A 13564-nucleotide genomic window follows, 5' to 3' on the forward strand; every position below is an offset into this window, starting at 1 on the left:
TCCGCGCAACGTGTCTGCTGCATCGCAAGCCCGACACCTCGGGTGCCTTCTGGCAAGGCTGGAACCAGCTGCATGCCGCCATGGGACGCAAGTTCTACGAGGTCTGGAGCGCGGTCTCGCAAGCCATGCAGAGCACGCCACGCAGCAGCTCGTTGGTCGAAAACCTCAACTCCCGGTTGCGCAACTGCCTGACGCTGCGGCGCCATCTGAACGGTAGCCGCGCCTGGCTGGGCCTGCTGCAGTTCTTCTTCAATCACCGTCGCTTCATGCGCAGCCGGTGCAGCGAGCGGCTGGGCAAAAGTCCACGTGAAGCGATGACCGGCCAGGACCATCCGCACTGGCTGACACTACTCGGACTCGGTCCGCTTCAGCCTCGGCAAACTTGATCGCGTGAGGTCGCGGATCTCAAACTGATTTGCATTCCATATTAATCCTGCCTGAAACCGCAGGATGATTCAGCTCGTCTGTGTAACGCAAAAAACACGGATTTTGAACCACGCCCGCCGCCGCGACCCTTGAGTGGCGTGGTGGAGCGCTCATACACCTGCACCTCGTGACCCGTGCAGGACAGCGTCAGAGCAGAGGCCAGCCCTGCGATAGAACCGCCAGCGATTGCGATTTTCATGGTTGCGATGCGTTCACCCTCGTTTGCCTGGGTCGAATTCCCCAATTTCGTTCAGGCGAACATTACCCTTGGTTGACGCCGCGTGTCTGCTCGACGCGGTCGTTCAATCCGTTGGCTAAGGATAATTAATATCTTTTTAGGGACGCGCGTGACGTGCCGCAATAATTTTTATTGCGGCACGTGTTAGTTCGATCGGTGAAAAGCCTTCGAGCGGTTCGGAGGACGATTCGCGTCAGATCTTCAAAAGTTGCGACGCATTGCCTCGGAGCACCATATTCTTCTGGTCAGTGGGCAGTTCGAGGCGATCAAGGAAGGTGACCGGTTGTTCGTAGCCCATGTCGAAACAGTAGTCACTGCCGAGCACTAGTCGATCGACACCGACGTTCTGAATCAGAAAGTCCAGAACTGGGCCGGAATGCGAAACCGTGTCGTAGTTGAAGCGGCGCAGGTAACTACTCGGTTTCTGCGCGAGCCTCCGGGTTTCAGGGCGCACTGTCCAACCCGCGTCGATGCGTCCCATGAGAATCGGCAAGGCGCCTCCCGCGTGCGGCAACGTCACGCTCAGCGCCGGGTGCCGATCCATCACTCCTCCCAGAATCAGATGTGAGCCCGCGATCGCGGTGTCGAACGGATTGCCCAACAGGTTGCTCAGATAGAAGTCGTTGAGCCGCGCTCCCCCCACTGTCTGCTGCGGATGCAGAAACACCGGCAAACCGAGTTGTTCGATGCGTGCAAAAACCGGTTCGAACAACGGGTCGTCGAGGTCGCGGTTGTTGATATTGGTGCCCATGTAGACGCCGCGCACGCCGGGCAATTCCGCCGAGCGTTCCAGTTCGTCGATGGCGTCGTGCGGGTTGAGCATCGGGAGCGTTGCCAGAACAACAAAGCGCGACGGGTACTGCAGATGCACTTTGGAAGCCGCGGCATTCCACGTCGTGGCGAGTTTCGCGTTGAAGGCGCGGTCAGCCCAGTAGGCCATCGGCACGCTCAGCGACAGTGCCTGCATATCGACGCCAGAGGCATCCATGTCGGCGAGCCGCGCGTCGATGTTGATGAACTTCAGCGGCAAGGGTCCGAGGCCGCCCGCCGGCGTCTGGAAGCTGAAGCTGCTGGCGTCACAGGTGAATTTGCCGCCGAACTGGTGACCTTCGCTACCTACCAGCTCGCAATAACTCTCCGGGTAATAGTGAGCGTGAACGTCGATCGAGCGGACTTTGCGAGCGCTACCGGCAACTGCGGTGGGCGTGGCCGCTGCCGCTTGGCCTGATGCGCCCGACGCGAGACCGCCGGCCAGCGCAGCCATCGTGCCGAGCAGGCGGCGGCGTTTGGGCGAAACACAACAAGTGCAATCCATGAGTCTGTCTCCGTAAGTAGTTATTGGCGTAAAGCGCTTATCCCTGCTTCACCATGCCGAGTTCGCAGTCGACCAACTGGTTGCCGTACAGCGCGCGTTCTCGTTGGCCTCGTTTAGAGGTGTCGGTGACGGAGAAGACGTACACGCCGGCGAAGGCCACGATCATCGAAAACAACGCCGGGTATTCATACGGGTAGATGGCATGCGCATGGCCCAGCACCTGGACCCAGACCGTCGGGCTGAGAATGGTCAGCGTCACGGCCGAGATCAGCCCCAGCGAGCCGCCGACCACCGCGCCGCGCGTCGTGAGACCTCGCCAGTAAATCGACAGCAACAGAACCGGGAAGTTGGAACTGGCCGCGATCGAGAAAGTCAGGCTCACGATGAAAGCGATGTTCTGCTTTTCAAAGGCGATGCCCAGCAGAATCGCGAGCACGCCGAGCACGAGCGTGGTGATGCGCGAGACCTGCATTTCCTCGCGATCGGTGGCCGCGCCACGGCGGATCACGTTCGCATAGAGATCATGCGAAACCGCGGAGGAACCCGCGAGTGTCAGCCCGGCCACGACGGCGAGAATGGTCGAAAAAGCGACCGCGCAGATGAAGCCGAGAAACACGTTGCCGCCTACTGCGTGCGCCAGGTGAATCGCCACCATGTTCACGCCGCCGATCACGCCGCCCGAGGCGCTGTGATACTGCGGGTCCGTAGCGACAAGCGCGATCGTGCCGAAGCCGATGATGATGATCAGCGCGTAGCCGCTACCGACGATTCCCGTCGCGTACAGAATGCTTTTTCTGGCGGCCTTCGCGTCGCGCACGGTGAAGAATCGCATCAGGATGTGCGGCAATCCAGCGGTGCCGAAGATCAGCGCGAGACCCAGCGATATGGCGGAGATCGGATCCGACACGAGCCCGCCCGGACTCATGATCGCCGCATGTTTGGGATGCGCAACGATGGCTTGCGCGAACAGCGCGTTCAAGCTGAAACCGAACCGGCTGAGCACCATGAACGCCATGAACGCAGCCCCCGCGAGCAGCAAGGCCGCCTTGATGATCTGAATCCAGGTGGTCGCCAGCATACCGCCGAAAAACACGTAGACCACCATCAGCACGCCAACCAGCACGACCGCGATCGTGTAGTTGAAGCCGAACAGCAATTCGACCAGCTTGCCGGCGCCGACCATCTGTGAGACGAGGTAGAGCAGCACGATCACGATCGAACTGGATGCGGCAAAGCCGCGAATCGGCCGTTGCTGCAGGCGGTAGGACACGACGTCCGCCAGCGTGTAACGGCCGAGATTGCGCAGCGGCTCCGCAATCAGGAAGAGGATGATCGGCCAGCTCGCGAGAAATCCGATCGAGTAGATCAGGCCGTCATAACCGCTTGTGAAGACCAGCGCGGAAATGCCCAGCAGCGACGCAGCGGACATGTAGTCGCCGGCGATTGCCCAGCCGTTCTGGAAAGCTGTGATCTTGCCGCCCGCCGCGTAGTGGTCGGAAACGCTGTGGTTCTTCCTCGCAGCCCAGCGCGTGATAAAAAGAGTCGAGGCGACGAACAGCAGGAACATGCCGATGGCGATCGGGTTGTGAGCGTGCGCCGGCGAGGTGGTTTGGGCCGCCGCAGCAGCCGGCAAGGCGTTAAGCGCGCCGTAGAGAAGCACGCTGAATAACGCGGCGCGTATTGTAGAAGGGGATTTCATGGCTGGACTCCTTGCCGGATTTCATTGACCGCGCGGTCGTACGTGGTGTTGGCGCGCACGACGTAAATGGCAACCAGCACAAAGGTGAAGACGAACATGCCGAAGCCGACTGGAATGCCCCACGTGGCCGGATAGCCGGCGATGATTGGCCGGCCGAGCAGCGCCGGTGCGAATGCGAGCGTGAGGATGAACGCGAAGTAGACGGTCAGCATGAGGATCGTGAGCGTCCACGAGAACTTGCGCCTTGCGCGCACCAGCGCGACAAAGCGCGCGTCTTCGAGTAGGGGATTCGCCGCAGGGGGCGGCGGTTCGGCGGCGACGTATTGATCGCTCATCAGGTAGGTTGGGGCGCCATGTTCCACTTCGTCTCCTTCTAACCGGCTTCTAGTCGGTGCTGTAACGTGATACTGCTAACGCGTGCATGCAGGTCTAGAAACGTGCCGGCACCGCGGTCTCGCGCATGACGGCATCGGGCGTGCGATAGCGTTCGGCCATTTCACGATCGACGTCATTTTTCAACTGCGCCTGCATGTAGGCGCCGAGGTGGCGTGCGTGTTGAACGATGGCCGCGCCGACCTGAGTGCGCACGCGGCTGTAATCCGCGAGTGCTTCCTGAACGTCGGTCCGGGCGTTCAGCGCCTTCACCAATTCCATGGCGTCGCTGGCCGCCTTGGTGACGCCCATGCCGCAATGCGGACGCGCAACGAACGCCGCGTCACCGAGCAGGGCGACGCGGCCGAACGCCATCTGCGGGACTTCGAGGTCGAAGATCGGTTGAAAGAGGGGCTGCGCCGCCTTGGTCACGACTTCGCCGAATTGCGGCGCGAGCAGGGTGAGCGCGGCGTCTTCCATATCGGCCAGAACCTCCTCGCGGATCAGTGTCGGCGGAATGCCGCCGACCCAGCGCTTGCCGGACTCGTCGGTCAGCAGGTTTGGCAACTGGATATCTTCGCTCGTGGCGCGATACCATACGAAGTTGTAGCGGCGCTCGCCGGGCGTCGTGCTGTTACCCTGACCCGCGACTGGATAGCCAAGAATCTGTTCACGCGGCGGCAGACAGAAAGCAAACTTTTCGAACAGCGCTTCGCGTGTTTCTGCCGACAGCGAGGCCTCGTCGACCAGGCCTCGCCATGCGACATAACCCGCGTATTGCAGCTTGACGTCAGGAAGGAATTGCTCGCGAATGGCCGACTTGAAACCATCCGCCGCGATGACGAGATCCGCATGCACCACGCTGCCATCGCTAAGCGTCACCGTGGCCTGATCGGGGCCGTCCTGCACGGAGACGACCGAGCCACCCGCGTGGTAGTGAACGTTGGGCAGCGCGGCGCGCAAGACGTGGTACATCTTGCCCCACGCGGTGAGCGTCTGCGGTAACTCTCGCTCCGACAGGATCGCGCCGCTTTGCGCGAACGTCACGCGCGATTGGACTTTGACGCCGATGGAGTCGTCGAACGCGATGCCGGCTTCCGCCATCGCCTCGAACAACTCGGGGTGCGTGACGATGCCTGCGCCGCGCCCAGCCAGTTCGTCTGGCACGCGCTCGAACACTTCGACATCCCAATCGTTACGCACGAGCAGATTGGCGGCGAACAGACCGCCCAACGAACCGCCGACGATAATCGCCTTTGACCGTGTAGAAGTTTTCGTCATGGCTAGGCTCCTGTGCCGACAGTTGTTTGAATCTGGGCCCGGTCGCTGCCGGCCAGTTGCATGATTTCTTCGGCGGGAAAATTCAATTCGATGGTCACGCCCGACGGATCTTCGATGAACACCTGATGCAAACCCAGGCTTGGGACCGTGCGATCACGGTAAACAATGCCTTCGGCCCTCAAGGTCTTCCAGATGTCCTCGACGCCGGTGGCCAGAAACGCAATGTGATCGACGGTGCCGGTTCCCGTGGCGGGCAAATCCTTGTCGCCGAGGTAAGCGGCGAGCCCTTCGGGATTGCTGGGATCGATGCCGATGATATGGACCGTGCCGAAGTCCGCCTCGTCGCCGCCCTTATAGAGCCACGCCCCCGGAAAGTCAAAGGGCGGCCGGTAACCGCGCTTGAAGCCGAGGATCAGTTCGTAGAAGCGACAGGACTTCTCGAGGTCGGTGGTGCGGATCGAGTAGTGAGCAAGCTTTGAAATGGGCATCTGAAACTCCTACAATGCAATTTATCGATCGATTAGTGATCGTTGGATAAATTGTAGGCGAATGCCCATGCGGGATAAAGCGGTGTATTGCAGGTGTTTACCCTGGAAAACGCGCGCCAAGGGGCGCGAAGGGAGTGAAAAGGCAGGCCGGCCAGGCGGCCGGCGCACCTCAGACGATCGATTTCGCCCGGGTTTTGGCCTTGGGAGCGACCTTGGAAGCGTGCTTCAACGCCTTGGGAACGCCGTTGAGGAAGGCGTCGATGTGGCGTTCAATATGGCCTTCAACGTCGTCGCTGACCGGCAGTCCGTAGATCCATTTGCGCACGCCCAGATAGAAGATGCTCGCGTGCAGGCTCCAGATCAGTTCGAGGTCCAGTTCCCGCTGCTTGGGGCTGGTGGCAGGCGGCAGGTCGTAGGCCGAGCGGATCTCCGCCATGACCGGGACGAATACGCGTTCGCGCAACCGCGATAAATACTTGGAATTGATGCCTTCGCGGGTGAGGCCGGCGAAGATAAAAATACGGATCCATTCGCGCCGCAGAATCACCTCGGCGTACAACGAGTAGAAGCGGACCATGCGCTCCTGGATCGGGACCGCGCGATCTTTGATCAGGTTTTCCCAGCTCGAGTCCCATTGATAGATTTCTTCGTACACACGGTCGATCAATGCTTCCTTGCTCGGGAAATAGCGGTAGAGAAGTGGCTGGGTCACGCCGAGTTGGCGCGCAAGTTCGCGGGTGCTCCCGGAGAAACCATGGGTGGCGAAGTGGTCGATCGCCTTCGTGAGGATCTGACGCTCGCGCACTTCGGGGGCGAGGCGCCGCGTGGTTCCCTTCGGGTTCTCGTGCACTTCGTTTTGCGCAGCGGCGTCGTCAGTCCGTACTTTTCTCGGCATGGCTTGTTGGGTACCCAGTGTGTTGGAACGCATCATACAAAGATTAAACTGCTCTGGCTAGGCAATAGCACGGCTACCGAGCGCGGTTACTGCAGTTCGATTTGATTGGGGATGACTCTTTGGACGACACGTGCCGTTCTTTTTCGTGCATTCGACGTTGTGCTTGTTTTAGACTTCGGAAGTGCAATGCCAATCCAGCATGGTGCGGCACTCTCTCAACAAGTTGCGTTTTCGGAATTCACGTTCGATGATTCGGATTGGTCCTCTAGCAGGCCGGTGAAATACCTCATGCAGCGGTCATCCGGGACGCTGGCGTCAACGTTGAACTGATGTCATCAATGAGAGCGAGATGGAACAGATGCGTGGTCCAGATGGTTTTACCGAGTCAATGTTCACGGTGTTGAAACTGGACGATTTTGTGCCGAAGGACCATCCGTTGCGTCCGATTCGCATGTGGCTCAATGAGCGCTTAAGCGCATGGACGATGTGTTCGCGCGGATGTACGAGGCTGACGCGAAAGGAGGCCGGCCGAGCATCGCGCCGGAGAAGCTGGTGCGAGCTTTGTTGCTGCAGGTGCTGTACTCAATTCGTAGCGAGCGCATGTTGGTGGAACAGATTTCCTACAACATGCTGTTCCGCTGGTTCGTCGGCCTGCCGATGGACGGGACTGTGTGGGACCACTCGACGTTCAGCAAGAACCGGGACCGGTTACTTGAACACGACGTACTGGTGCTGCTGTTTAACGAGACAGTCGAAACCGCGCGCGAGCGCGGGTATCTTTCCGGCGAACACTTTAGCGTCGATGGCACGTTGATTCAGGCATGGGCCGGACACAAGAGCTTTGTGCCCAAGGCAACGGCAGACGCAGACGACACACCTCCTGAAGAACCGCCTGCACCGAATGACAACTGGCATGGACAGAAGCGCAGTAACGAGACACACCAATCCACGACCGACGAGCAGGCGCGCCTGTTTCGAAAGAGCAAAGGAACCGGAGCGATGCTTTGTTATATGGGTCACGTATTGACCGACAACCGTCACGGTTTGGTGGTCAATGCGCAGGTGACGCTGGCAACGGGCACCGCCGAGCGCGACGCTGCTGGGCAGATGCTTGCTGATGTCGCCGGTGTTGCGAATCGCGCCATAACAGTGGGCGCGGACAAGAATTACGACACCGCTGGCTTCGTTGCTGGTTGCCGCGCGAATCGTGTCACGCCGCATGTGGCACAAAACGATGGACGTCCAGGAGGTTCAGCAATTGACGAGCGAACTACGCGCTGGCCGGGTTACGCGGTCAGCCAGCAAAAACGTAAGCGCATCGAGCAGGTGTTCGGATGGGGCAAGACAGTCGGACGAATTCGACAGGCGATGTATCGTGGACTTAAGCGCGTAGACCAGCTCTTCGTGCTGACGCAGGTCGGCTACAACCTGACGCGCATGCGCACACTCGCCGGTTGAGGGGCAGGAAGCGATGAGTAACACCGATATCGCAAACCCGCGAACAACGTCGAATGCCCGCAAACGTGTTCCGCGTTTCAAAAGTGCGAACCCAGCGTCCGTTGTAATGCACCTGTGCGCATTAACGACAGATATTTCACCGGCCTGCTAGTCGACATCGACAGTTGTCCGTTCGAGCGTCGGCACTTCCATCATGTAGGAGACGCCGACGTTGGCGAGCTTAAGCAACTTCATTGCCGCGTCGGATTGTTCGTTCTCTAAGTCAGCAATCTATATCCTCGATCGAGATCGTCTGTGAACGGAAAAATTCCGATGCCTATTATATGTGACGTTATGACATGTCAATCTATGACGATAATAACGAAAAAAACAAGTGCGAAATCGTTGCATGTTTTTGATCGCATGGCGAGGAGGGCGGATACTGTGAGCGAAATGCAGGCAAGACTCACTTTCCGTAGCATCTGGTCTTTCGATTGCCTGCGCCATGCACCCCACGGAACGATCACCATGGTCGCGCAATGATGCGACGTGGCACGGCGCACTCCAAAAATGTCGGGCCGGTTGAAGAGATTCCTTACCGGAAACGCTGGCAACGCCTGACCTTCGCACGCATGGCATGCCCAATCCCCTGTCGATCAACGACTACGTCGCACACGGCTGGCTTGAGGTCTGTGGCACGCACCACTGGCCCTCGATCCAGCTGCGGCCTGCCAGTCGCTGATCGATTCGAGGCTGCCCGGATCCGGCGGCGCAGCATTTCCGGCGGGCATCAATTGGCTCACCTTGTTGCAGGGGAAAGCCGATCAGAGGTACGTCGTATTCGACGCCGGCCAGGATGACAGCGGCACATTTTCGGACCGATTATCACCGTCCTCGGGTTAGGCCGGGTTAGGCCCACTTTCTTAAACAAAACTAAGGCGGTAATAAATCATCCCTGTCAACGGGCGTTCCAAATGTCTGGCTGCAACTGAATGCCCTATTGCTGGGGTCACTATTGGTATTAACTACAAGATACGAAGTCCACGCGCTATCGCAAAGCCTTGCCGGATAGCAATGCTCGCGGCCACGCCGAAGGTTCGTGTCAAGTAATGTTTTAAGCGGAGTGGTCATCCTTCGCAGGAGAGGCTCCAATGAGATTGATACATGGATTCGATTTGATTCAGAAGACGATCAAGAATGCTCTTCATGACGTCGCGGCCGAGATATCGAGCGAGTACAAATCACTCGCGGGGGAGCCACCCGTACTGGAATTGGTACTTATATATAGGACTGCTACGGGGTTCTGTTGTGTCTATCATGACCGATCCGTTGAGTTTAACGAGATGCTCGATGTGCAAATATGGGCTGAGGAAAACGAGGTTCAAACGTACTATGTCGGACTATGATCGACAATGGTAAATCCACTTTTCGGAAGCCTTGGCACAGGCCACCACGCGACGCAGAGCTGTTATTTTCTCAGATATGGAACGTGACTGAGGCGGTTGAATCGCGATGAAGACTCGGTAAATTGTAGGCAATGTCCCAATGCCAGTTGAAGGCTTGGACAGCGGGTGTTGCATAGATTAGGCAGACTTCAAATCATGGTCAACGCTTTTCTTCGTAGCACGATGCAAGGCGGTGGCAAGAATCCAGAGGTCGTCGACACCGCTGATTTTTCGGAAAGTCTTTTCAGCTTCCAGAAAGCCCGTGGCCGTCCAGCGCATCGCCATGTCCGCATCGCGGTAGCGCGTCACCCGGCGCGTGACGCGACGCACCGCGCCGTTCGGGTTCTCGATGATGTTGGTCGTGCACAGGCAACGCATGAGCGCCGGCGTCAAGCCCAGTCTGTTGACCGTGAAGGTCTCTTCGAGCCCTTCCAGCAGCGAAGCTGCTGCGTCCGGATACTCGGTCTTGAGCCAAGCTGCCTGCGTCTTCAGTTTCGCCAGCCCCTCTTTTTCTGGCAGCTTGTAGGCGGCTTTCATCACTGCGCTAACTTGCGAGACCACTTCCTTGGGCAGACGATCAGTCACGTTGCGCATCTTGTGAGTCCGGCACCGCTGCACGTGGGCTCGCTTGCCGAAGACCGCCTCGATTGCCGCCCGCAGCGCCTTGGAGCCGTCTATCACGAACAGATACTCGCGCCCGGTCGGCAGGCCGCGCTCGATCAGACCATTCAACAGGTCCTTGACTACTTCTGCGTTCTCACTGGAGCCGCTCGCAAGCCCCAGCAGGTGCTTGCCGCCGTCGCTGTCCACGCCGATGGCCGCCAGAATGTGCCGCTTGTCGACAATGATGCCGTCCATGTAGATCGCCAGAATGTCCTTGTCATCGAAGCGCCGTGCCATCAGCGTCTCCAGTGCTTTCTCGCTGGCCTTGATGAACTGGCGCGACACGCTGCTTTTGGAGATGCCCACAGTGCCAGCCATCTTCGGCAGCACCTTCGCGTACTTGCGTGTGGACACCCCCGTCACCAAAATGTCATGCACCCGCTTTCCCAGTCGCGGATTCTGGTTCAGTTGCTCGTACGCTGGAATCCCCACTTCGACGCCGCCTTTGTTACGCAATCGCGGGCGTTTGACCGCCAGCTTGCGCTCGTCCATCACGATCTGCCCACGCTGCGAACACCAGCGGACGTCGCCACGCGATTTGCCCGGGTGTTTGTCACCCGCGACCTCCATCGCGGACAACACGAGCAACTGTTCGACCAAACCGCGCCCGGCCTCGTGCATCAACTCGTCAATGGTCGCGCGCGTGTTCTGCACCAGTTCCAACAACGGCAGCAGCATCTCACTGTTTTCTGCAAAACAGGCTTTCAGCGCGTCAGCGTCTTGCTTTGCCACGACACTAAACGCAACGCTAGCGCTGTGACGGGTCTTCTTGGTAGGCTTCATTTTGGCGGTTCTCCTGTCCGAGGTTTCGTCGTTGGCAAACCCGATTTTCTCGGATTCACCAGGAAACCGCCGCCTTCAACCTTCAACTACGCTTGGGACATTGCCGTCAGCGGATTCACGTACACGCAGTTCACCATGCCGATGCCCTTGATCAGACCGTGAGCGTTGCCGCTGTATTGACGTCGGACCAACTCGATCTTGTGCGAGAAATCCTTATCGATGATCGTGTCGTCGAACGCGATGCAACCTTCCTCGTGAGCCGCGATCTGTTCACGCACGTTGTCCCATACGAGACGCGGCGTCATCTTCTCGTTGCGCAAAAACCGGTTGATGGCATCGTGGCTTATATCTTCAACATGGTCGGCGAAGTTCGTCAGCGTGTGGTTGATCGGACTCACCAGCAAGTACTGGCAGTAATCCAGGCGGGTCGGGCGTTTCGTCATGCCCTCGACATTACGAACCTTGACTTTGCTTTGGGTTTACGTCGCTTCGTAACAATTCGTTTCCGCGCTCGGGCGTGGCTTTTTGCGTAAGTCCTAAACAAAATTCAAACGCGTTTCCCAGCAACACTTAATACACGTAATGGCACCAAAAACTTACCTTCGCAACCTTCCAACGTGTATCCAACTCGTGTATTGCTTTGCTACGCAACCTTCTGCATTGCCGCGTAGTCTTTTTGGTACGTTCGATCCTTTGCCAATAACGCCCAGGCTGTTCGCGCCATTTTATTTGCCAATGCAACAGTCGCCACATTCACGGGCCGCCTTGCCAACAGCCGCTCACACCAAACTCCCTTGCTTTTGCTTTTGAACAAAACGGCGCGTGCCCCGTGTATCAAAAGCATTCTTATATAGTTGTCACCACGCTTGCTTATAGCGCCCAAGCGCACCTTGCCGCCTGTACCGTTTTGCCTGGGAACCAGGCCGAGGTACGCGGCAAGTTCACGTCCCGACTTGAAGGCTGCGGGATCGCCAATCGTCGCGACCAAGGCTGTCGCCGTCAATGGCCCGATACCTGGAATCGCAGCGACCCGCTGGCATGCCGCCTCCTGTCGTTGCCAGGCAACGATCTGTCTCTCGAGTTTCTTGATCTCGCCATCGATCCGGTCGATGTGCTGAAGCTGGTCGCACAGCGCGCAGAACAGCGCGCCCGGAACGACCTGCTCGATTTCATGGAGCCGCTCGCGGACCTCGGCCAGGCCGGCGACGCGACCCACCTTGAGCGTCACGCCAAATTCGTACAACAGGCCGCGCAACTGGTTGACTTGCATGGTACGTGACTTGACCAGCAGCGAACGCATGCGATGCAAGGCCAGCGTGGCCTGCTGATCTGCTGTCTTCGGTGCGACCGAACGCATGCCGGGCTGCTGTGCTGCTGTCCAGATCGCTCGGGCGTCGGTTGCATCGGTCTTGTTATTCTGAACAAACGGGCGGATGAACCTCGCGTGCAGCAATACGACTTCATGACCCAACGCTACAATCTTGCGTGCCCACCAGTGCGCACTCCCGCATGCTTCCAGAGCCACACGTCCGGGCGCTCGCTGGCCGAGAAATTCTATAAGCTGTTGCTTCGTGAACCGCCGGTTCACGATCTCACCCGTTTCCGCTTCAACCCAATACATCTGGAATGCCCGCTTTGCAATATCGAGGCCGAACGTCGTAGTCTTCATGATGGTCCCTCCCGTTCCTCAAGTGGTTGCGACACCTCCACTAATGGCACATCGATGCCGTTCGGTTCTGGAGGGACCCGATAATTCCAAAGTCACTTCCGTGTCCAGAGCCCGAATCTCCGCGAAGGGAGGGCGGCGTTCATACCATCTATCCAAACATACGCCAGCATATTGCCTCTTTCCAGTGTCAAGGGTTCGCTACGCCAGGCTTCGCCTGCCCTTGACCCCTCATATGCTCTAGCAAGGAGATGTGGAAGAAATTGATCGACGATTCGTAAGCGGCCTTGACAAATTACTGCTCATAGAAGGGGGCGGTAGCGCAGCAATGTGCTACTGCTACCCGACAACCTGCAAGGCGTTCGGAGCTTCGACCTCGTCGAACAAATGAGGCGCGAGTCAGCGGATTTCATCAGGGCCCGCAGCGTATCAAGCTGCAACAAGGCATATAAAGCTGCAACCCATCCTGTCTGTCAGATCGTACGAAAAAGTGGCGCAAAGGGGGGCGTTCATATGTGCGACGTGAAGTCGCGTAAGTAATTGTTTCAGCCTATCTCGGCGAAGAAACCCGCCGTTCCGTCGGCGGTAGCCTACCGATGCATGCGTGGCTGGTAACGGCCGGGTGTGAAGCCATCGGAACAACGTAACCCGCCCCTCGGGGTAGCGACGAGTCGCGAGATGAGTCGTGATCTGCGAGCACCAATGCGGATGGATGCCAGGCTCAGCGGTATGACCAACAGATGTGAACTGCCATTTAAACATCGTCAGCCTCAACAAGCCAAAGGTGCTGACAGGCTTGAACCAAAAGGTATGTGGCCGGATGCTCCCGTATATGGTGGGGGCACACGGACAGCAG

At 58.3% G+C, this 13564-nt stretch carries 9 protein-coding genes and 3 pseudogenes; 3 read left to right on the forward strand and 9 right to left on the reverse strand.

Annotated elements, in window-relative coordinates:
* Positions 1-386: hypothetical protein (locus BSU04_RS22590; protein WP_218827329.1), on the forward strand; the 386-nt coding region annotated here is incomplete at its 5' end.
* A gap of 471 nt (positions 387-857) precedes the next feature.
* Here BSU04_RS22590 and BSU04_RS22600 read toward each other — a convergent pair.
* The 6 genes from BSU04_RS22600 to BSU04_RS22625 form a co-directional block, all read right to left on the reverse strand.
* Positions 858-1979, reverse strand: a complete 1122-nt coding sequence (locus BSU04_RS22600; RefSeq protein ID WP_089162671.1) for an amidohydrolase family protein — start codon at positions 1977-1979, stop codon at positions 858-860.
* 37 nt (positions 1980-2016) lie between these two features.
* Positions 2017-3678 (reverse strand): cation acetate symporter, encoded by a 1662-nt coding sequence (locus tag BSU04_RS22605; RefSeq protein ID WP_089162672.1) that lies wholly within the window; start codon positions 3676-3678, stop codon positions 2017-2019.
* A complete protein-coding gene (locus BSU04_RS22610; protein WP_089162673.1) occupies positions 3675-4013 on the reverse strand; it encodes a DUF485 domain-containing protein in 339 nt (112 codons plus the stop codon). Before BSU04_RS22610 ends, BSU04_RS22605 begins: the two co-directional genes overlap by 4 nt.
* A gap of 94 nt (positions 4014-4107) precedes the next feature.
* Positions 4108-5331, reverse strand: coding sequence for an FAD binding domain-containing protein (locus BSU04_RS22615; RefSeq protein WP_089162674.1), 1224 nt, complete (start codon positions 5329-5331; stop codon positions 4108-4110).
* 2 nt (positions 5332-5333) lie between these two features.
* Positions 5334-5819, reverse strand: a complete 486-nt coding sequence (locus BSU04_RS22620; protein WP_089162675.1) for a VOC family protein — start codon at positions 5817-5819, stop codon at positions 5334-5336.
* A gap of 169 nt (positions 5820-5988) precedes the next feature.
* On the reverse strand, positions 5989-6714 hold the full coding sequence (locus BSU04_RS22625; protein ID WP_089162676.1) for a TetR/AcrR family transcriptional regulator: 726 nt from the start codon (positions 6712-6714) through the stop codon (positions 5989-5991).
* Between the two features lie 358 nt (positions 6715-7072).
* Between BSU04_RS22625 and BSU04_RS22630 the strand changes: the two are divergent.
* Positions 7073-8172: pseudogene (locus BSU04_RS22630) on the forward strand (IS5 family transposase).
* 530 nt (positions 8173-8702) lie between these two features.
* Positions 8703-9036 (forward strand): annotated as a pseudogene (locus BSU04_RS47830) (formate dehydrogenase); the annotation flags it as partial.
* A gap of 698 nt (positions 9037-9734) precedes the next feature.
* Here BSU04_RS47830 and BSU04_RS22640 read toward each other — a convergent pair.
* The 3 genes and pseudogenes from BSU04_RS22640 to BSU04_RS22650 form a co-directional block, all read right to left on the reverse strand.
* A complete protein-coding gene (locus BSU04_RS22640; RefSeq protein ID WP_089162678.1) occupies positions 9735-11042 on the reverse strand; it encodes an IS256 family transposase in 1308 nt (435 codons plus the stop codon).
* 110 nt (positions 11043-11152) lie between these two features.
* Positions 11153-11485: pseudogene (locus BSU04_RS22645) on the reverse strand (transposase); the annotation flags it as partial.
* Between the two features lie 200 nt (positions 11486-11685).
* Positions 11686-12711: an IS110 family transposase gene (locus BSU04_RS22650; RefSeq protein WP_089162679.1), complete on the reverse strand. Its 1026-nt coding sequence runs from the start codon at positions 12709-12711 to the stop codon at positions 11686-11688.
* Positions 12712-13564 lie beyond the last annotated feature (853 nt).

The organism is Caballeronia sordidicola, from assembly GCF_002220365.1.
Taxonomy (GTDB): Bacteria; Pseudomonadota; Gammaproteobacteria; order Burkholderiales; family Burkholderiaceae; genus Caballeronia; species Caballeronia sordidicola_C.